Genomic DNA, 20,736 nt, shown 5'->3' on the forward strand with positions numbered 1-20,736 from the left:
ATGCTGCTCGAAGACCTGCTGGCATTGCTGACCACCGGCCTCACGATGGGCGCCATCTACGCGATGGTGGCCGTGAGCTTCAACATCGCCTACAAGCCGACCAACGTCTTCAACATGGCGCAGGGCGAGCTGGTCATGCTGGGCGCGATGTTCGCCTGGGCGCTGATGACGCAGCAGCACCTGTCGTGGATCGTCGGGCTCGTCGTGGTGATGGGGGCGGTGGCGCTGGTCGGGCTGTTCGAGGAGCGGGTGGCGGTGGCGACGCTGATCAAGCGGCCTTCCAGCCACCACGGCTGGATCATCAGCACGCTGGCCTTCTCGATCATCCTGATCAACGTCGGCGACCGCATCTGGGGCACCGACCCGCAGGTCGTGCCGCCGGTGCCGGGCGCCACGATGGATACGGTGCAGATCGGTTCGCTGACCTTCTCGACGCAGCAGGTCGCGGTGTTCGCGATCGCGGTCGCGAGCATCGCGATCGTGGAGTGGGTGTACCGCCACACGCTGGCCGGCAAGGCGGTGCTGGCCGTGGCCGAGGACCGCGATGCCGCACGGCTGAACGGCATCAGCCCGTCGCGCCTCACGATGACGTCGTTTGCCATCGCGGCCGCCTATGCGGCGCTGACCGGCGTGGTGGCCGCGCCGCTGCTGCTGGCCAGCACCTCGATCGGCATGGCACTGCTGGTGAAGGGCTTCATGGCACTGGCGATCGGCGGCGTCGGCAGCAACTGGGGTGCCTTGGCAGCCGGGCTGATGCTGGGCTGCGTCGAGAGCATCAGCTCGGTGCAGCTCACGCCCGGCTACCGGCAGTTGCTGCTGCTGGGCGTGGTGCTGGTGGTCTTACTGGTCAAGCCCTTCGGCCTGTTCGGCCGCGGTGCGTTGCGGGAGGTCTGAGGTGAAGCCGCTGATCGCGACATCGCTCGTCTCGCCGCAGCGCGCAGGCCCGGGGCTCGCCATGCCTTCGCTGTCGCTGGTGGCCTGCGCCTTGATGGTGCTCGTGGCCGCCGGCACCGCGCTGGTCAACTCCTACTACCTGCTGCTGATGACCTTCGCTGCGATCTACATGGTCGCGGCGATGGGGCTCAACCTGCTGACGGGCTATGCGGGCATCGTCTCGATTGCACACGGTGCGCTGGTGTGCGTGGGCACCTATGCCACGGCCATCGCCAGCGTGCGCTACGGCTGGGGCTTCTGGCCATCTGCCGTGCTGTCGGCCAGCGTCGGGCTGGGCTTCAGCGTGGTGCTCGGCCTGCCTGCGCTGCGGCTGTCGTCCTGGTACTTCGTGCTCATCACGATTGCCTTCACGCTGGCGGTGACCGCGATGCTGAACGACCTGCGCGGCTTCACCGGCGGCTACGGCGGCATCGTCGGCATTCCCAAGCCGTCGCTGGCGGGCGTCAGGTTCGATGGCTTCGGGCTGTTCGCGCTTGTGGGCGGCGTCGCGGCGCTGCTGTGGTGGGTGATGCACAACCTGATCGACTCTCGCATCGGCTGGGCGCTGCAATCGATCCGCGAGGGCGACGTGCGGGCCCGGGCCAACGGCGTCTCGACGGCGCGGCTGCGGCTGTTCGCCTTCGCCTTCTCGGGGGCGGTGGCGGGGCTGGCCGGCGCCTTCTACGCCAGTGCCAAGGGCGTGGTGACGCCGGAGGACTTCAGCTTCGACTTCTCGATCTTCTTCCTGTTCGTCGTGGTGCTGGGCGGGCCGGCGCGGCTGTCGGGACCGATGCTGGGCGTGGCCGCGTTCTACGTCCTGCCGGAGTTGCTGGACAGCCTGAAGGAGTACCGCATGATCGCCTACGGCGTCGGGCTGCTCGCGTTCTCGGTGTTCCTGCCGGAAGGCCTGGCGGGCGCGATCGCCAGATTCGACGACCGGCGCCAGGCACGTCGTGCCACTTCGCCTGCGGCCACGCTGCCGCGGGATGCCGGCGCAGCCACGGTGGAGCCGGTGCGGGGCATGGCGCTCGCGATCCGCGGCCTGGCCAAAGACTTCGGCGGCGTGCGTGCGCTCGACGGCGTCTCGCTGGACGTGCAGCCGGGCAGCATCCACGCGATCGTCGGGCCGAATGGCTCGGGCAAGACGACCTTGCTCAACATGATCTCGGGCTTCTATCCGGCCAGCGCAGGATCGATCCTGCTCGATGGGGCCGAGGTGGTCGGGCGCGGGCCGACATCGATCGCGCGGCTCGGCGTGCAGCGCACTTTCCAGACGCCGAAGCTGCTCGGCGAACTGAGCCTGCTGGAGAACGTGCGCTTCGGCGCCTATGCACGCGAGCGTTCGAGCGGGCTGGAGATCGCGTTCCGGCTGCCGCGCGCACGGCACGAGGCAGCGGCGCTGGATGCGGAGGCATTGCGCCTGCTGGCGCTGGTCGGGCTGGCGGGCCGGGCCCATGAACATGCCGCGCTGCTGCCGCATGGCCAGCAGCGGCTGGTGGAGATCGCCCGTGCGCTGATCGGGCGGCCCAAGCTGCTGTTGCTCGACGAGCCGGCGGCCGGCCTGTCGATGGGCGAGCTCGATGAACTCGGCGACCTGATGCGCACGATCCGCCGCATGGGCACCACGCTGATCATGGTCGAGCACCACATCGAGTTGGTCGCGAGCATTGCCAACACGGTGACCGTGCTGGACCAAGGGCGCATCCTCGCGGAGGGCACGCCCGAGCAGGTGTTCAGCAGTGCGGCCGTGGTCCATGCCTATACCGGAGGTGCGCGATGAGCCGGCCCGACGCATTGCTGCGCGCGGAGCGCCTGTCGGTCGGCTACGGCATCGTGCCAGTGGTGCAGGAGGCGACCCTCCAGGTCGGCCGCGGCGAAGCGGTGGCGCTGCTCGGCGCGAACGGCGCCGGCAAGTCGACGCTGCTCAAGGGCTTGTCGGGCCTGCTCAAGCCGAGCGCCGGCGTGGCCACGTTCGACGGCGCCGACATCGTCGGCAGCAGTGCCGAGGCGCTGGTGCCCAGGGGGCTGGCGCATGTCGCCGAAGGCCGCCGCATCTTTCGCCGGGAGACGGTGATGGACAACCTGCTGCTCGGCATGTACCGCATCAAGCTGGGCAAGGGCGAGGCGCAGGCGCGCATCGACGAGGTGCTGCAACTGTTCCCGGTGCTGCGCGAGAAGGCGCGCTTGACCGCCGGTGGCCTGAGCGGCGGCCAGCAGCAGATGCTGGCGATTGCGCAGGCGCTGGTGCGGCGGCCGGCGCTCGTGATGCTGGATGAGCCTTCGCTCGGCCTCGCGCCGAACCTGGTCGACGAGGTGCTGCAGACGCTGGCCACGATCCGCTCGCGCGGCGTGGCGGTGCTGCTGGTGGAGCAGGTGGTGGAGAAGGCGCTGGGCTTTGTCGACTATGCCTACCTGCTGCAGAGCGGACGCATGACGGCGCAGGGCACGCCCGCCGAACTGGCCACCAGCGACGTGGTGCGCAGGGCCTACCTGGGCGACGCGGCCGTTGCTGCGGAGGCCGCGGCATGACCGATCGTGCGCTGGTGCTCGGGCTGCCCTTGCTGCACGAGGCGGGGCGCGAGGCGCTGCGTGCGCACTACCGGCTCGTCGAGCATGACGACCCTGCCGAAGTGGCGCAACGCATCGCCGGGGCAGACGCCCTGTATGCCTATCCGCCGTTGAAGGTGACGGCGCCGATGATTGCCAACGCGCGTCGGCTGAAGGTCATCGCGGCCGCGGGCAGCGGGGTCGACCACATCGACCTGGCCGCAGCCCGCGCCGATGGCATCGTGGTGACGCATGCGGTCGGCGCCGGTGCGCTGTCCGTGGCAGAGCACGCGATCGGCCACATGCTGTGCCTGGCCAAGCGGCTGGTGCACCTGGACCGCGCGGTGCGCGATGGCGGGCGCTTCGGTCCGCGCCTGGACAACCCCTACGAGGAGATCTCCGGCCGCACGCTGGCGATCGTCGGCTTCGGTGCGATCGGCCGCGAATTGGCGCGCATTGCGTCGCTGGGTTTCGGCATGGACGTCATCGCCGTGACGCGCGATGGCCAACCGGCAACAGACGGCAACGTGCTGCGCACGGTGCCGCTGGGCGATGCGCTGGCGGCGGCCGACATCGTCTCGGTGCACGTGCCGCTGGCGCCGTCCACGCGCGGGCTCATCGGCCGGGCCGAACTCGCCTGCATGAAGCCGACGGCTTGGCTTGTCGATACCTCGCGCGGCGGCGTCGTCGATGCGGCCGCGTTGCACGAGGCGCTGGTGCAGGGTCGCCTGGCTGGCGCCGCGCTCGACGTGTTCGACCCCGAGCCGCCGCCCGTCGACCACCCCCTGCTAGCGCTCCCCAACGTCATCGTGTCGCCGCACTGCGCCGGCATCACGCGCGGCGCCTACCGGCGCTTGTCGCTGGCTGCGGCAACCGACATCGACCACGCGCTGCGCGGCCTGCGCCCGCCCGGCCTGGTCGCACCCGAATCCTGGGCCGGCTCACGTGCCGCCGCCTTGCCACCCCGGCCCGCCTGGGCCATCCAAACCGGAGAACTCCAATGAAGATCACGAGCGTGAAGGCGCATGTGCTGAAGCCCAACGAGCGCAAGTTCCGCTGGAAAGAGGAATGGGCGCCGATGACCATCCACCATGTGCTGCTGCGCATCGGCACCGACGAGGGCCACGAGGGCGTGTGCATCACCTGGCTGCTGGACCCCGGCGCGATCGAGACAGCGCTGCCCGGCCTGCGCGAACTGCTCATCGGCCGCGATCCGCACGAGGTCGAGGCCATCTCGTACAAGCTCACTGATTCGCTGCGCTCGCCCAGCGCGGTGGCCAGCACGGTCGACATCTGCCTTTGGGACCTCATGGGCAAGTACCACAAGGAGCCGATCTACCGCCTGCTCGGCGCCGCGCGACCGCGCATCAAGGCCTATGCCAGCACCATCATGTACGACACGGTGCCCGAGTACATCCAGATCGCCCAGGAGTCCTACGACCAGGGCTTCCGGGCCTTCAAGCTGCATGCCTTCGGCGTGCCCGACAAGGACATCGAGGTTTGCCGCGCCGTGCACAAGGTCTTCAACGGAAAGATGGACCTGATGCTCGACCCGGTCAATGCCTATGACCGGCTCGGCGCCTTCAAGGTGGGCAAGGTGCTGGAGGAACTCGACTTCTACTGGTACGAGGCGCCCATTGCCGACTCCGACCTCAATGGCCTGGCCGACCTGACGCGCAGCTTCAAGATCCCGATCACCGCCGTGGAAAGCGTGGCCGAGGGCCTGCGCGGCTATCCGAAGTATTTGTCGGGACACGTCGTCGACAGCATCCGCTCGGTCGGCGACTGGATCGGCGGGATCAGCGCGATGCGCAAGGCAGCCGGCCTGTGCGAGGCCTTCAACACCAAGTACGAGCCGCACAGCTATGGCACCACGCTCGTGCAGGCGGCCCACCTGCACGTGATGCTGGCGATCCACAACTGCGACCTGTTCGAGATCCCGGTGCCGCAGGGCATCCTGGACGTCGGCATGACGGACGTGATCCGCTGCACCAGCGACGGCTTTGTCGAGGCGCCGACCAAGCCCGGGCTCGGCTATGACATCGACTGGGATGCCATCAAGACCCTGACCGTCAAGGAAATCTGAGCATGAAGATCACCGAAGTCAAGCTGACCTCGTTCCGCCCGCCGATGCCCGAGGGCTTCCAGACGCCCACGCTGTATGGCGGACAGTCCATCGGCGCCTACGTCACCGACTTCCTTGCGGTGCAGATCAACACGGACGAAGGCGTTTCCGGCGAAGTGGTGAGCGCCTATGGGGGCCTGAGCCTCGCGCATTCGATCGCCGACCGCCTGCGGCCCTTGCTGATCGGCAAGGACCCGGCCTACCGCGAGGCGATCTGGCAGGACATGTGGCGCCGGGACCGGCTGCTCTACACCACGCAGTTCGCGATCGGCACGGTGGACGTGGCGCTGTGGGATCTCTATGCCAAGAGCGTGAATGCGCCGCTGTACCAGCTGCTCGGCGGCGTGCGCGACAAGGTGCCGGTGTATGCCAGCTCGATGGAGCATGCGAATGTCGATCTCTTCGTCGAGGAGGCGCTGAAGTACAAGGAGATGGGCTACCAGGGCTACAAGCTGCACGTCTGGGGCGATGCGCGCCGCGACATCGACCTGTGCATCGCGGTGCGCGAGGCCGTGGGCAAGGAGTGGCCGCTGATGATCGACGTGGCCGGCAACTACAACCACGCGCAGGCCCTGATGGTGGGCAAGGTGCTGGAGGAACTGAAGTACCACTGGTACGAGGAGCCGCTGCGCGATTTCGACCTGCACGGTTACCGCATGCTGTCGGACAAGCTCGACATCCAGATCGCCGGCGTCGAGGTGGTGGGCGGATCGATGTACACGACGCCGGAGTACATCACCACGCGCGCGGTCGACATCGTGCGCGCGGACGTGTCCTTCAAGGGCGGCATCGGTCCGGTGAAGAAGATCGCGGGGCTGTGCGAAGCCTTCGGCATGAACCTGGAGATCCACACCAATGCCAACACCATCATCGACGCGGCCAACCTGCACGTGATCGCCTCGATCGCCAACACCGAGTACTTCGAGCAGCTGGTGCCCGAACCGCTGTTCACGCTGGCCGGCGTCGAGAAGATCCACATCGACAAGGAAGGCTTTGCCCATGTGCCGCCGGGGCCGGGCATCGGCGCGCGCATTGACTGGGACCTTGTCGAGCGCTACAAGGTGGCGGAGATCTAGGCCACCATGGACCACGAAGCACGCGCCGTCGACGCCGCTGTCGACCCATTCAGCCTGGAGCGGCGCTTCACGCTGGAGGAAGGGCCTGTCTACCTGAACGGGACGCAGGCGCTGCTGCGCGTGATGCTCGACCAGCGGCGGCTCGACCTGCGCAACGGGCTCAATACGGCCGGCTTCGTCTGCGGCTACCCGGGCTCGCCGGTGGGCAATGTCGATCGCGAGATGGACCGCAACAAGGCGCTGCTCGAAGAGCACCACATCGTGCATCGCACGGGCCTGAACGAGGAGCTGGCCGCCACGGCTGCCTTCGGCACGCAGGTGCTGCACGACATTCCCGGTGCGCGCTATGACGGCGTATTCTCGATGTGGTTCGGCAAGGCTCCGGGGGTGGACCGCACCGGCGATGCCTTCCATCACCACAACTTCCGCGGCGTGGGCCGCAACGGCGGCGTGCTGGCCGTGGCCGGCGATGACCCGCATGCGCGTTCGACGATCTTCCCGAGCGATTCCAACACCGCGTTCTACAAGTTCTACATGCCGGTGCTGGCGCCCGGCAACATCCAGGAGGTGATCGACTTCGGCCTGCATGGCTATGCGCTGTCGCGCGCCTGCGGGCTATGGGTGGGCTTCAAGTTTGTCAATGACGTGGCCGACAGTGCCGCGGTGGCATGGGTCGGGCCGCGGCGCGTGGTGCCGGTGATGCCGGACCTGCAGTTCGGCAGCAAGCCGCTCAAGCCGGTGATCCGCACCAACGTGGCCGGGCCGCCGATGCTCGAGGCCGAGCGGATGATCTTCGACGAGCAACTGGAAGTGGCGCGACGCTATGCGGCGGCCAATCACCTGAACCGCATCGTGGTGCGACCGCCCGATGCGCGCATCGGCCTGCTGACCAGTGGCAAGACCTACTACGACCTGCGCGAGGCGCTGCGTGCGATCGGGCTGGACGACAAGGCCCTGCTGGCGCGCGGTATCGCGATCCTGAAGATCGGCATGCTGTTTCCGCTGGAGCCGGGCATCGTGCGCGAGTTCGCGCGGGGGCTGGAGGAGATCGTCGTCATCGAGGACAAGCGGCCCTTCCTCGAACTCTTCGTCAAGGACATCCTGTATGGCGAGGCGCATCGTCCGCGCATCGTCGGCAAGCAGGACGAGCGTGGCGTGCAACTGCTGCCGGCGTTTGGCGAGTTGTCGCCGGATGCGATCGCGCAGGCGCTGGCGAAGCGGCTCGGTCCGCTGGCCGACACGCCACAGGTGCGGCAACGCGCGCTGATGCTCGATGCCACGAAGCGCGCGCCGATCATGCTCGGCACGGCGCGCACGCCCTTCTTCTGTTCTGGTTGCCCGCACAACAGCAGCCTCAAGCTGCCCGATGGCGCGATCGTCGGCGCGGGCATCGGTTGCCACATCATGGCCTTGTGGATGGGACCGGGCCATGGCGAGGTCAAGGGCTACACGCAGATGGGCGGGGAGGGGGCGCAATGGGTCGGCCTCGCGCCCTTCACCGAGACCAAGCACTTCTTCCAGAACCTGGGCGACGGCACCTTCGCGCATTCGGGCAGCCTGGCGATCCGCTTCGCAGTCGCTACGAACACGCACATCACCTACAAGCTGCTCTACAACTCGACCGTCGCGATGACGGGCGGGCAGGACGTGCTGGGCGGGATGAGCGTGCCCGACATGGTGAAGTCGCTCGAGGCCGAGGGTGTGAAGCGCATCCTCATCACGTCGGACGAGCCGCAGAAGTATGCGCAAGGCAAGGTGCATGGCGCGGAGGTGTGGCATCGCGATCGCCTGCTCGAGGCCCAGCGACTGCTGGCGGGGACGGACGGCGTGACGGTGCTGATCCATGACCAGCAGTGCGCGACGGAGAAGCGCCGGCTGCGCAAGCGCGGCAAGATGGACTACCGGCCGCGCTCGGCCTTCATCAACAAGCGGGTCTGCGAAGGCTGCGGCGACTGCGGCAAGAAGTCGAACTGCCTCAGCGTGCAGCCGGTGGAGACCGAGTTCGGCCGCAAGACCGCCATCCACCAGTCCTCGTGCAACCAGGACCTGTCCTGCCTGAAGGGCGACTGCCCGTCCTTCGTGACGGTGGAGCCGCTCGAGGGCGTACAGAAGAAACGCGTGGCGCGGCATGCGCCTTTCCCGTCGGACGTCGTGCTGGCCGAACCAGTGATGGTCGTGCCGCAAGACCTGTTCTCGATCTGCCTGACCGGCATCGGCGGCACCGGCGTGGTCACCGTCAACCAGGTGCTCGGCACGGCGGCCTTCCGCAGCGGCATGAAGGTGCAGACCTATGACCACACCGGCTCCAGCCAGAAGGCCGGCCCGGTGGTGTCGCACCTGAAGGTGATGCCGCAGGATGTCGAGGGCTCGCCGACCGTGGGCACCGCGAGCGCGGACCTCTACCTGGTGTTCGACCCGCTCGTCGGCGTGAGCGCGCAGAACCTCGCGCTGGCCTCGCCGGAGCGCACCGTGGCCATCGTCTCGACCACGCAGGTGCCGACCGGCGAGATGGTGGCCAACAAGGACAAGCACTATCCCGCGCCCGACAGCCTGCGCGAGGCGATCGACGCGGCCAGCCGCAGCGCGCACAACGTCTTCATCGATGCACAGCACACGGCCGAGCGCCTGTTCGGTGACCACATGGCCAGCAACATGCTGCTGGTCGGCGTGGCCTACCAGGCGGGCGCCTTGCCGATTCCGGGCGATGCCATCGAGGATGCGATCCGGCTCAACGGCACGGCGGTCGAGATGAACCTCGAGGCCTTCCGCTGGGGACGGCTGGTGGTGGCCGACCGCGCGCGCGTGGATGCGGCGCTGGCGCAGGACGAACGCGATGTGCGTGCGTCACCCGCGCCCATGTCGCAGCAGGCACGTGAACTCATCGACCGCGTCGGCGCAACGGGCGAATTGCAGCGCGTGCTTGAAGTGCGCGTGCCGGAACTGATCGCGTTCCAGGACATCGCTTGCGCCGCGCGCTATGTCGGGCGCGTGAAGGCGTTGCGTGAGGCAGAGCGCAGGCTCGGCGGAGAAGGCGATGCGCTGAGCGAGGCGCTGAGCGAAGCGCTGACTATGGCCGTCGCGAAGAACCTCTACAAGCTGATGGCCTACAAGGACGAGTACGAGGTTGCGCGCCTGCTGCTCGACGGCACGGAGCAGGCGCGGCTGCAGCGCACGTTCGGTGCGAACGCCCGCATCACGTGGCACATGCATCCCACGTTCCTGCGCAAGCTCGGGGTGAAGAACAAGATCCAGTTGGGACCCTGGTTCGCACCGGTCCTGAAGCTGCTGCGCTGGGGCAAGCGGCTGCGCGGCACCGCCTTCGACGTGTTCGGCGCGACGCCGGGCCGACGCATGGAGCGCATGCTGGTCACGCACTACGAATCGCTGGTTGACACGATGGCAGCCAGTCTCACGGAGGCCAATCATGCGCAGATGGTCGCACTCGCCGGCCTGCCGGACATGGTGCGCGGCTATGAGGACGTGAAGGCCGGCAATGTCGCGCTGTATGTCGCGGAGGTGCGGCGGCGGGCGGCGGTCATGGGCATCGATGCGCACCTCGGGGACTTTCCGGTGGCTGGCGATTCGCGCATGGCGCTGGCCACCTGATGCGGCGCGCGGGCGGGGGTCAGCTCGCTGGTTTGCCTTGCGCGCGGCCGCGTTCCGCGATCTGCCGGCGTCGCGCTTCGATGTCGGCGCCGCGCAAGCCGGCGGCCCATGCACGCGAGCGCTCGCGCTCCAGTTCCAGTCCTTCGGCAAGGCCGGTCCGCAGGCCATCGTCGATGAGGCGCTTGTAGGCGACCAGCATCTCCGGCAGCACCGACAGCATGTCGCTCGCCAGTTTCAGCGCGGCGGGCAGCAGGGCGTCGGGTTCGACGACGCGGTTCACCAGGCCCCACGCCTCGGCCTGCCGGGCGTCGAGGAAATTGCCGGTCAGGGACAGTTCCTTCGCGCGGCCGGGGCCGATCAGGCGCGGCAAGCGTTGCGACAGTCCCCAGCCCGGCATCACGCCCACGCGCGCATGCGTGTCGGCGAAGCTCGCACGCGTCGAGGCGATCATCAAGTCGCATGCGAGTGCGAGTTCGAAGCCGCCGGTGATGGCCGGGCCGTTGATCGCGCCGATCACCGGGGCCTGCAGGCGCAACATGGCGAGCATCGGGTCTTCGTCGGCGGCAGGCGCCACGGCCGCACCTGGTTCCGCGGCGGCGCCCAACTCCTTCAGGTCGAGTCCCGCGCAGAACGCATTGCCGGCGCCGGTCAGCACGATGACTCGTGCATCCGCGTCGGAACGCAGGGCTTCGAAAGTCGACACCAGTTCGCGTCGCAGCGCGACCGACAGGGCGTTCATCGCGCGCGGGCGATTGAGGGTGACCACGGCGCAGCCCGCAAAGGGCCTTTCGACCGTCACGAGGCCAGAAGCGTCGTTCGTCATGGGGCACCGTACCTCGGCGCGCGCTTCTCCAGGAAGGCGGCCACACCCTCGGCGAAGTCCTCGCCCTGCGTGCACAGCACCTGGTTGCGGTCTTCCAGCGCGATGACCGCTTCGAGCGAATTCGCATCGATCGCGATGCCGAGCGCGTCCTTCGTCAGTTGCAGGCCGAGCGGCGTGGCGCGCAGCATCTCGTCGGCGAGCGCGGCGGCTTCGGCTTCCAGTTCGTCGGGCGATCCGATATGGCTGACCAGCCCCAATGCCAGTGCGCGCTGCGCGTGGAGGAAGCGCCCGGTCAGCATCAGCTCGGCCGCCACCGATGCGCCGACCATGCGCGGCAGGAAGTAGCTCACGCCGACGTCGCAGCCGCTGAGACCGAGGCGGATGAACGATGCGTTCATGCGCGCATCGGTGGTGGCCAGGCGGATGTCGGAGGCCAGCGCCAGCGCAAAGCCGCCACCGCTGGCCGAGCCGTTGACGATGCTGATCACCGGCTGCGGGCAACGCCGCATCGCAATCATGATGTCGCGCACCTTCCTCTGGAACTCCAGCATCTCGCCGACGCTTTTGCGCGCACCGCCGGACTGGAAGTCCTTCAGGTCGAGCCCGGCGCAGAAGGCACGGCCCGCGCCGCGCAGGATCACCACGCGGACCGGCGAGCTGGCCCGGAGCCCGCCGAAGAAGGCAGTGAGTTCCGCGATCATCTTCGGGTTGAGCGCGTTCAGCCGCTCCGGCCGGTTCAGCGTGACCCAGGCGACGGCGCCTTGGATGTCGACTTCGAGGTGTTCGTATTGCATTGCTTTCGGTGCCTCACATTGCGCGGGAAATGACTTCCTTCATGACCTCGTTGGTGCCGCCATAGATGCGCTGGATGCGGCAGTCTACGTACATGCGGCCGATGAGGTACTCGGTCATGAACCCATAGCCGCCATGCAGTTGCAGGCACTCATCGATGACCTTGCCTTGCTGCTCCGAGGTCCAGAGCTTCACCATCGATGCGGTGGCGGTGTCGAGCGTGCCGGCCACCAGGTCCGACACGCAACGGTCGACGAAGGTGCGCGCGACCTTGATGGTCGTGGCGATCTCCGCCAGCTTGAACCTGGTGTTCTGGAAATCCGCGATCGGCTTGCCGAACGCGGTGCGTTGCCGCACGTAGTCGAGCGTCGCCTCGTAGGCGCCTTCCATGGCCGCGACCGCGATCACGCCGATGATGGTGCGCTCGTACGGCAGGTCGGACATCAGCTGGAAGAAGCCCTGGCCCTCCTGCCCGCCGAGGATGTTGTCGGCCGGTACGGTGACGTCGTCGAAGAACAGCTCCGAGGTGTCCTGCGCCTTGAGGCCGATCTTGTCCAGCACGCGGCCGACGCGATAGCCCTCGACCTCCTTCGGCTCGACGATCAGGATCGAGGTGCCGCGGGCGCGCTGCGAAGGATCGGTCTTGGCCACCACCAGCACCAGCCCGGCGAGGTAGCCGTTGGTGATGAAAGTCTTGGAGCCGTTGATCACGTAGCTGTCACCGCGGCGTTCGGCGCGTGTGCGCACGCCTTGCAGGTCGGAGCCGGCGCCTGGCTCCGTCATCGCGATCGCGCCGACGATCTCGCCGCGCGCCATGCGTGGCAGATACCGCTGCTTCTGTGCCTCGGTGCCGTGGTTGAGCAGGTAGTGCGCGACGATGCTGTGCACGGAAGGGCTCATGCCGGTCAGGCCGCGGCGCGACATGGCGTCGTAGAACACGGCCTCATGGCGAAAGTCACCGCCGCCTCCGCCATAGGCCTCGGGAATGTCGGAGCACAGCAGGCCGAGCTCGCCCGCGCGGCGCCACAGATCATGGCCGACATGGCCGCGCTTTCGGGATTCCTCGTCCTGCGGAAGCATCTCCGTGTCGACGAAGCGCGCGACGGTGTCGCGGTACATGGAGAGCTCTTCGTCGAGCCAGGTTGGATGGAAGTCGATGGGCATGGTGTGCAGTGCTGCGCAGGGGTGGCAGTCATGGTGGCACGCCACCGGCATGCATGGATCGTCGGATCAGACGAATCCCCGCAGTGCTTCGTAACAGTGATTCAATCCGGGTCTCCAATCCCGAACAGGAGCGATGCATGGATGCGAAAAGAAAGCGTGTGCTGGTCATCGGCCTGGAGCCCAGCCTGGTCGACTTCAGCGCGATGCCGGACATGAATGCCGACAAGGTGCGCACCGGCCTTGCGACCGACCAGGCCACGTTGAACGGCCTCGGCTACGACGCGCACCTGTGCCTGACGGACCTGGGCGAGACGGCGGGGCAGGTGGTGACCGAGGTGCTCTCCGGCGAGCCCTTCGACTGCATCGCGATCGGCGCGGGCATACGCACGCTGCCGGCGTACTTCCTGTTGTTCGAGCGGCTGATCAACATCGTGCATGCGCACGCGCCGGCGGCGAAGATCTGCTTCAACACGAAGCCGAGCGATACGGCGGAGGCGGTGCGCCGCTGGGTGTAACGATGCCTCCCGATCTCGATCGCCTGCGTGCCCTTCCCAAGGCCGAGGTCCATGCCCACCTCGAAGGCTGCTTCGAACCCGCCGTGCTCGAAGCATGGGCCACGCAGGCCGGCATTGCGATGCCGCGCCCGCGCGAGCGGCTGTTCCAGTTCGAAGGCCTCGCCGGCTTCCTGCACTTCCTCGACTGGGCCTGCGGCCTGGCCTCGACGCGCGAGCGGCTGGCCGAACTGAGCTACGGCTATGCGAAACGGCTTGCCGACAACGGCGCCGGCTATGCGGACGTGATCTTCAACCCGACGCACTGGAAGGCATGGCATGGCCGCTTGCCCGCGATGATCGATGCGATGGACGCCGGCTTCACTGCTGCGGAGCAGGACGGCCTGCCGCCGGTGGGCCTGTGCGTCAGCCTGTTGCGCACGCAGACGGCGGACGAGGCGACGGAACTGGTCGATGCGCTCGTTGCTTTGCGGCATCCGCGCGTGGTGGCGCTCTCCATCGACGGCAACGAAGCCGCGGCCGGCCGCACCGGACCGCGCTTTGCCGAAGCCTTTCGCCGTGCCGGCGCGGCTGGATTGCGGCGCGCCGTGCATGCCGGCGAGTCGAGCGGACCCGAAGGTGTGCGCGATGCGATCGAGCTCCTCGGCGCGGACCGCATCGACCATGGCGTGCGGGCCATCGACGACCTGGCGTTGGTGGAACTGCTGGCCGAGCGCCGCATTCCGCTCGGCGTCTGCCCCACGTCGAACTTGGTGCTCGGGGTCTATCCGTCGATCGAGGCGCATCCGGTCGATCGGCTGCGGCGGGCTGGGGTCGTGGTGTCGCTCAACACGGACGATCCGGTGCTGCTCGGTGCGAGCCTTGTGGGCGAATATGCGCTTTGCAGCACGACTTTCGGCTGGTCGGAGGAGGTGTTGCGCGATGTGGCGTGCGATTCGATCACGGCGAGCTTTGCGAATGCGGACGTGAAAGAGCGGTTGCTCGCGGATCTGGCGCGCTGGTAGTGGTTGCGGCTTTCCGTTCCGCACTCGGCTGATCGGTGCGATACGCATGTTGAAGTCGTGCCCTGCCAAGCGCGCGGCTGCCTTCAGACCTGCGCGTGCAAGCGCCGCATGCCTCGAATCCAGCGCTCCCGATCCGCCGCCTTGCGCTCGACCTGCGCCTGCACGAAGTCATGCGTCAGGATCAGGAAGCGCTCCTCGGCCAGCCCCTGCACCACGATGCCGGCGACCGCGTCGGCGTCGATCACGCCCTGTGACATCAGCGCGCGGCGCGCTTGGCTTTCTGCCTGCAACAAGGGCGTGTCCACCGCACCGGGAGAGAGGCAGCTCACGCGGATACCGCGGTCGCCGTAGGTGATCGACAGCCACTCGGCGAAGGCCACCGCCGCATGCTTGCTGACCGCATAGGGCGCGTCGAACTGCGACAGCAGGCCCGCGGCCGACGCGGTCTGCAACAGGTAGCCGCCGCCGCGCGCCAGCATGCGCGGCAGCAAGGCGCGGGCGGCGTGCACGTGGGCCATGAGGTTGATGTCGAGCACATGGCGCCAGTCGGCATCGGGCAACTCGGGGCCGCCGCGGATGGTGGTGCCGGCGTTGCTGCAGAAGAGGTCGATCGGGCCGTGCGTGTTTTCGACTTCATCGATCAGCGTGGTGAGGGCGGACTCGTCGGCCACGTCGAGCGTGGCCGCGACGGCGCCGCGCGGCCCGTCGCGCCGCGTGCCCGGAGCAGCGATCCGGTCGGCCATCTCGCGAGCCCGCGCGCCATCGCGATCGGCCACGACCACGACGCGCGCGCCTTCCGCGACGAAGCGCTGCGCCATCGCGGCGCCGATACCGCTCGCGCCGCCCGTGACGACGACAACCTTGTCCTGCAGGTTCATTGAAGCCGATCGTAGGCAGGTACTGCCTCTCGATCTTGCGCGCACACGCTGAAACGTCGGCCCGACGCGCGAGCGCAGCGCCTGCACGCAAGCCAGCCGGCCCCCGCGCCACTAGCCTCGGCATCCATGAAAGCTGCTGTGTTCCGCGGGGTCGACCGCCTGCTGTCGATCGAAGATGTGCCGCTGCCGCAGGCCGGCGCGGGCGAACTGGTGCTGCGCGTGTTCTGCTGCGGCGTGTGCGGCTCCGACCTGCATTCGACGCACCCCGGCCTCTTCACCGTGAAGGACGGCACCGTGCTCGGCCACGAGTTCTCCGGCGAGATCGTCGAGAGCGGCGCCGGCGGCTGGAAGGTGGGCCAGCGCGTGACCGCCTTGCCCAACAACGCCTGCACCGCCTGTACCTCGGAAGGCCATCGGGAGTGCAGGGAGGGCCTGGGCATGATCTGCCCGCACAACCGGCTCACCGGCTTCAGCCCCAATCGCCCCGGCGCGCTGGCCGAATACGTCAAGGTGCCCGTGGGCCAGGCACTGCGCCTGCCCGATGCCGTGGGCGACCGCGAGGGCGCGATGATCGAGCCGCTGGCCGTCGGCCTGCACGCGGTGGAGGCGGGCAGGGTCGGGCTCGGCGACCGGGTGCTGGTGATCGGCGCCGGGCCGATCGGGCTGGCCGTCACGGCCTTTTCAAGACAGGCCGGCGCCACGCACGTCGTGGTGAGCGAGTACGCCCAAGCCCGCCGCGAGACGGCCGCACGCTTCGGCGCGACCGCGGTCATCGACCCCAAGTCCGAACCGATTGCCGAAGCCTTTGCCCGCAGCACAGGCGCGCCACCCGACGTGATCTTCGAATGCGTCGGCGCACCGGACCTGATCCAGCAATGCGTGGACCTGTCGAAGCCGCGTGGCCGCGTCGTCGTGGTCGGCGTCTGCCCGACCGAGGACCGGGTGCTGCCGCAGCGCGCCATGGCGAAGGAACTGAGCCTGCAGTTCGTGATGGGCTACGGCAAGCCCGACTGGCGCCGCGTGCTGGACCTGCTCGACGCGGGCAGGGTCGACCCGGCGCCGATGGTCACCGACACCGTCACCCTGGACCAGTTACCCGAGGCCTTCGAGGCGCTGCGACGGCCCACCACGCAGATCAAGCTGCTGGTGATGCCCACGGCGCGGGTCAGACCCCATCCGGACAGCGTGTGGACGCAAGAGAGATGAACAGCCCTTTGCTAGCCTGCCCCAATGACTGAACTCGTCTCCCTCGCCCGCCATGGCGACGTCGCCGTGCTGCGCATCGCCAACCCTCCCGTCAACGCGCTTTCGCTCCAGGTGGTGACCGGCCTGGCCGCTGCCGTCGATGCCTTCGAGGCCGACCGCAGCTACGCCGCCTTGCTGCTGCATTGCGAGGGCCGCACCTTCGTGGCGGGCGGGGACATCACCTCTTTCGACAGTCCCGGCTTCACCGCCGCGCTCTACAACGGCACGCTGATGCGGCTGGAATCGCAAGACCGCCCGGTCATTGCGGCGCTGCACGGCACCGTGCTCGGCGGCGGCCTCGAACTGGCGCTGGCGTGTCACTACCGCGTCGCCTTGCCAGGCACACTGATCGGCCTGCCGGAGGTCAAGCTGGGGTTGCTGCCCGGCTCGCTCGGCACGCAACGCCTGCCGCGCGTGGCCGGCGTCGAGCTGGCGCTGGACATGATCTCCAGCGGGCGCTCCATCAAGGCGGCCGCTGCGCTCAAGGCCGGCATCGTCGATGAGCTCAAGGAGGGCGATCCCCTCGACGCGGGACTGGCCTTCACGCAGGCGCTGGTGGCGCGTGGCGCCGGGCCGCGCCGCGTCAGCGAGATGAACGTGTCGCAGGTCGGCCTGCCGCCGGACTACTTCGAACGTGCCCTCGACGAGGCGAAGCGCAAGAAGGCCTTCTACCCCTCGGCCCGCAACATCGTGATGGCGGTGCAGGCCTCGACACTGCCCTTCGCCGAGGGCGAGGCGGTGGAGGCGCGCCTGTTCGAGGAACTGCGCACGTCGCCCGAGTCGAAGGCGCAACGCCACCTGTTCTTCGCCGAGCGCCAGGCGGGCAAGATCCCCGGGCTCTCGAAGGACGTGGCGCTGCGACCGGTCGCGTCGGTCGGCATCGTCGGCGCGGGCACCATGGGCGGCGGGATCGCGATGAACTTCGCCAATGCGGGCATCCCGGCGGTGCTGGTCGAGACCTCGCAGGCGGCGCTCGATCGCGGGCTGGCTCTGGTGCGGGCCAACTACGAAGCCAGCGCGGCCAAGGGGCGGTTGACTGCCGAACAGGTCGAGCAACGCATGGCCCTCTTGCGCGGCACGCTCGACTACGACGCGCTGACGCCGTGCGATCTGGTCATCGAGGCCGTCTTCGAGAACATGGACCTCAAGAAGCAGGTCTGCACGAAGCTCGGCGGCGTCTGCAAGCCTGGCGCGATCATCGCGACCAACACCTCCACGCTCGATGTCGACGTGCTGGCCGAGGCCACCGGCCGCCCGGCCGACGTGGTCGGCATGCATTTCTTCAGCCCGGCCAACGTGATGCGCCTGCTCGAAGTCGTGCGCGGCGCGAAGACCGCGCCCGAGGTGCTGGCCACCGTGATGCAGTTGGCCCGCAAGATTGGCAAGGTGGCGGTGGTGTCGGGCGTCTGCTACGGCTTTATCGGCAACCGCATGGCCGAGGTCTACATGCGCGAGACCGAGTTCCTGATGATGGAAGGCGCCGCGCCGGCCGAGATCGACGGCGCCGTGGAAGCGCTGGGCATGGCGATGGGGCCGTGCCGCATGCTCGACATGGCCGGCATCGACGTGGGCGCCAAGACGGTGATCGAGTACGGCAAGGCCGGCGGCCTGCCACCCGACGACAGCTACCGCGCCATGGTGCGCACGATGTTCGAACTGGGCCGCTTCGGCCAGAAGACCGGTGCGGGCTACTACCGCTACGACGGCCGCAAGCCGGTCGGCGACCCGGAGACCACGCGGCTGGCGAAAGAGCTGGCGACGGCACACGGCATCGCCCAACGTAACGACATCAGCCAGCAGGAGATCGTCGAGCGACTGCTCTATCCGCTCATCAACGAGGGCGCGAAGATCCTGGAGGAGGGCATCGCCTACCGGCCCGGCGACATCGACATCGTGTGGACGGCCGGCTACGGATTCCCGGACCACAAGGGCGGCCCGATGTTCATGGCAGACCAGATCGGGCTGGGCGTGATCGCCGAACGCCTGGAGCACTACGCGCAGGTGCGCGGCAACGAGTTCGGCTACTGGACCTTGTCGCCCCTGCTCGCCGACCTGGCGCAGCGAGGACAGCGCATTTCCGATTGGCGCGCCGCCTGAGCATGAAACAGCATCGATGCTTCCGCCGCTCGCTGCAGCCCTCTGCTTTGGGTTTGGGGCGGGATCACGCCGACGGCGTACTCCCCTCCGCGAATGTCCCCCGCCGTCAGTCTTCGACTGCCGCCTCCTCCTTTATTTCGCTGCGGGGAGCACGCCATCGACGTGATCCAGACGCGCAGTTGTTGATCGGCTGGCACGACGCACCGTGTCCTGTGCCGAGGGTGCTGGGTGTCCCCCGCAGCGAAATAAAGGAGGAGCCGAAGGCGGGGGACATTCGCGGAGGGGGATACCCAGTGCCCTCGGCACGCGCCCCGAACGGACTTCGCGCAACGCATGCAACCCGCGCACTGGAAACCTGACATGGAAGACAAGACCCTCGTCCAATGCCTGCAACGCCAGGCCACGATCCGCCCCGACGCGCCGGCCTACCGCAACGGCGACCGCTGGCTCACGTTCCGCGACGTCGATATCCACACCAACCGCATCGCCAACGCACTGGCCGCGATGGGCGTCGGCCGCGGCACCCGCGTCGCGGTGCTCACCAAGCAACACATCGAGTGCATCCTCGTCACGCTGGCCGCGTGCAAGCTCGGCGCCGTCTGCATGCCGGTGAACTGGCGCCTAGCTCCGCACGAGGTCGAGTACATCGTCAACAACGGCGAGGCGCCGTTCCTCATGGCCGATGCGGCCTTCATGCCGACCGTGCAGCAAGCCGCCAAGCTGCCGCTGGTCCGCCGACTGGTCTGCACCGAATCGCAGCAAGGCGACGTGCCCTCGCTCGCGCAGTGGTATGCCGATGCCAGTCCCAACCTGACGCCTGTCGAACTCGACACGCACGACGCCGCGCTGCAGCTCTATTCGTCCGGCACCACCGGCCTGCCCAAGGGCATCGTGCTCTCGCATGCGGGGCTGCTGTCGACCAGCTGCGTGGTCGAGCGCGAATGGAAGTTCGAGCAGTCGAGCATCCTCGGCAACCCGCTGCCGGTGTTCCACGTCGCGGGCATGACGATGCTGCTGATGCCGTTGCAGAACGGCGGCCTGACGACGGTGTTCGCCGACTTCGACCCGGTGCAGTACCTCGCGGCCTTCTCCACGCACGGCATCACCCACAGCTTCGTCGTGCCGGCGATGCTGCTGTTCATGCTGCAGGTGCCCGGTGCCAAGGCCAACGACTATGCCGGCGTGAAGCTCATCGCGTATGGCGGCTCGCCCATCAGCGAGACCACGCTCCAGCAGGCCTTCGACCTGTTCGGCTGCGACTTCCTGCAGGTCTACGGGCTCACAGAAGTCTCGGGGCCGGCCACCTTCCTGTTCCCCGAGGACCATCGCTCGGGCGATGCCGAACTGCTGCGCTCGGCGGGCCGGCCCATTGGCGGCGGACGGTTGCGCATCGTCGACCCGATCACGATGCAGGACCTGCCCGATGGCCAGACCGGCGAGATCTGGATCGAGTCCGACCGCAACCTGAAGGAATACTGGCGCAACCCCGAAGCCACCACTGCCGCCTACCCCGAAGGCCGCAATGCCAACGGCGGCTGGCTGCGCTCGGGCGACGGCGGCTACGTCAAGAACGGCTACCTCTACATCAACGACCGCATCAAGGACATGATCGTCTCGGGCGGCGAGAACATCTATCCGGCCGAGGTCGAGAACGTGCTGATGCGCCACCCGGACGTGATGGACGGCGCCGTCATCGGCGTGCCGGACGAGACCTGGGGAGAGGCGGTCAAGGCGTGCGTTGTCCTGCGGCCCGGCGCCACGGCCGATGCGCGCGACATCATCGATTTCATGCGCGCCAACCTCGCGCACTACAAGTGCCCGAAGAGCGTCGATGTCGTTGACGAATTGCCGCGCAACCCGAGCGGGAAGATCCTCAAGCGCATCCTGCGCGCCCCTTATTGGCACAACCAGCAACGCGCTGTGGCGTGACCCCA

The 20,736-nt window shown here is 68.1% G+C and carries 16 protein-coding genes; 12 read left to right on the forward strand and 4 right to left on the reverse strand.

All coding sequences use genetic code 11. The annotated features are described in order from the left end of the window. The 7 genes from HCU76_RS02360 to HCU76_RS02390 are packed head-to-tail and all read left to right on the forward strand — an operon-like array spanning position 1 to position 10,287. Positions 1 to 894 carry a branched-chain amino acid ABC transporter permease gene (locus HCU76_RS02360; RefSeq protein ID WP_218508337.1) on the forward strand — a complete coding sequence of 298 codons (894 nt, stop codon included), beginning with the start codon at positions 1 to 3 and terminating at the stop codon, positions 892 to 894. 1 nt (position 895) lies between these two features. Continuing rightward, entirely contained in the window at positions 896 to 2,713 is a 1,818-nt protein-coding gene (locus HCU76_RS02365; protein WP_218508338.1) for a branched-chain amino acid ABC transporter ATP-binding protein/permease, read from the forward strand. Further along, on the forward strand, positions 2,710 to 3,462 hold the full coding sequence (locus tag HCU76_RS02370) for an ABC transporter ATP-binding protein (RefSeq protein WP_218508339.1): 753 nt from the start codon (positions 2,710 to 2,712) through the stop codon (positions 3,460 to 3,462). The genes HCU76_RS02365 and HCU76_RS02370 overlap by 4 nt, the downstream gene beginning before the upstream one ends. Continuing rightward, positions 3,459 to 4,484, forward strand: coding sequence for a hydroxyacid dehydrogenase (locus tag HCU76_RS02375; protein ID WP_218508340.1), 1,026 nt, complete (start codon positions 3,459 to 3,461; stop codon positions 4,482 to 4,484). Before HCU76_RS02370 ends, HCU76_RS02375 begins: the two co-directional genes overlap by 4 nt. Continuing rightward, positions 4,481 to 5,566: a mandelate racemase/muconate lactonizing enzyme family protein gene (locus tag HCU76_RS02380; protein WP_218508341.1), complete on the forward strand. Its 1,086-nt coding sequence runs from the start codon at positions 4,481 to 4,483 to the stop codon at positions 5,564 to 5,566. Before HCU76_RS02375 ends, HCU76_RS02380 begins: the two co-directional genes overlap by 4 nt. 2 nt (positions 5,567 to 5,568) lie before the next feature. Further along, positions 5,569 to 6,681, forward strand: coding sequence for an enolase C-terminal domain-like protein (locus tag HCU76_RS02385; protein WP_213957842.1), 1,113 nt, complete (start codon positions 5,569 to 5,571; stop codon positions 6,679 to 6,681). A gap of 6 nt (positions 6,682 to 6,687) precedes the next feature. Then, positions 6,688 to 10,287 carry an indolepyruvate ferredoxin oxidoreductase family protein gene (locus HCU76_RS02390; protein WP_218508342.1) on the forward strand — a complete coding sequence of 1,200 codons (3,600 nt, stop codon included), beginning with the start codon at positions 6,688 to 6,690 and terminating at the stop codon, positions 10,285 to 10,287. Between the two features lie 19 nt (positions 10,288 to 10,306). Here HCU76_RS02390 and HCU76_RS02395 read toward each other — a convergent pair whose 3' ends face one another. From HCU76_RS02395 to HCU76_RS02405, 3 genes are read right to left on the reverse strand one after another with little or no spacing between them, the layout of a single operon-like run. Continuing rightward, positions 10,307 to 11,110: an enoyl-CoA hydratase gene (locus HCU76_RS02395; RefSeq protein WP_218508343.1), complete on the reverse strand. Its 804-nt coding sequence runs from the start codon at positions 11,108 to 11,110 to the stop codon at positions 10,307 to 10,309. Next, on the reverse strand, positions 11,107 to 11,904 hold the full coding sequence (locus HCU76_RS02400) for an enoyl-CoA hydratase/isomerase family protein (protein ID WP_218508344.1): 798 nt from the start codon (positions 11,902 to 11,904) through the stop codon (positions 11,107 to 11,109). The genes HCU76_RS02395 and HCU76_RS02400 overlap by 4 nt, the downstream gene beginning before the upstream one ends. A gap of 13 nt (positions 11,905 to 11,917) precedes the next feature. Beyond that, complete coding sequence (locus HCU76_RS02405) at positions 11,918 to 13,066, reverse strand: acyl-CoA dehydrogenase family protein (RefSeq protein WP_218508345.1); 1,149 nt, start codon at positions 13,064 to 13,066, stop codon at positions 11,918 to 11,920. 137 nt (positions 13,067 to 13,203) lie between these two features. On the opposite strand from HCU76_RS02405, the gene HCU76_RS02410 reads away from it, so the two are divergent. Continuing rightward, positions 13,204 to 13,581, forward strand: a complete 378-nt coding sequence (locus tag HCU76_RS02410) for a hypothetical protein (RefSeq protein WP_213957837.1) — start codon at positions 13,204 to 13,206, stop codon at positions 13,579 to 13,581. Positions 13,582 to 13,583: 2 nt separating this feature from the next. Further along, positions 13,584 to 14,582 (forward strand): adenosine deaminase, encoded by a 999-nt coding sequence (gene add / locus HCU76_RS02415; protein WP_218508346.1) that lies wholly within the window; start codon positions 13,584 to 13,586, stop codon positions 14,580 to 14,582. 83 nt (positions 14,583 to 14,665) lie between these two features. Here the strand turns inward: add and HCU76_RS02420 are convergent, their stop codons facing one another. Next, positions 14,666 to 15,460 carry an SDR family oxidoreductase gene (locus HCU76_RS02420; protein WP_218508347.1) on the reverse strand — a complete coding sequence of 265 codons (795 nt, stop codon included), beginning with the start codon at positions 15,458 to 15,460 and terminating at the stop codon, positions 14,666 to 14,668. Positions 15,461 to 15,586: 126 nt separating this feature from the next. On the opposite strand from HCU76_RS02420, the gene HCU76_RS02425 reads away from it, so the two are divergent. The 3 genes from HCU76_RS02425 (at position 15,587) to HCU76_RS02435 (ending at position 20,731) form a co-directional block, all read left to right on the forward strand. Continuing rightward, positions 15,587 to 16,666: a zinc-binding dehydrogenase gene (locus HCU76_RS02425; RefSeq protein WP_218508348.1), complete on the forward strand. Its 1,080-nt coding sequence runs from the start codon at positions 15,587 to 15,589 to the stop codon at positions 16,664 to 16,666. Between the two features lie 24 nt (positions 16,667 to 16,690). Further along, a complete protein-coding gene (locus HCU76_RS02430; RefSeq protein WP_218508349.1) occupies positions 16,691 to 18,802 on the forward strand; it encodes a 3-hydroxyacyl-CoA dehydrogenase NAD-binding domain-containing protein in 2,112 nt (703 codons plus the stop codon). 360 nt (positions 18,803 to 19,162) lie between these two features. Beyond that, positions 19,163 to 20,731, forward strand: coding sequence for a long-chain-fatty-acid--CoA ligase (locus HCU76_RS02435; RefSeq protein ID WP_218508350.1), 1,569 nt, complete (start codon positions 19,163 to 19,165; stop codon positions 20,729 to 20,731). The last annotated feature ends 5 nt before the right edge of the window (positions 20,732 to 20,736 follow it).

This window comes from Variovorax sp. dw_308 (assembly GCF_019207085.1).
In the GTDB taxonomy this organism is placed as follows: domain Bacteria; phylum Pseudomonadota; class Gammaproteobacteria; order Burkholderiales; family Burkholderiaceae_C; genus Variovorax.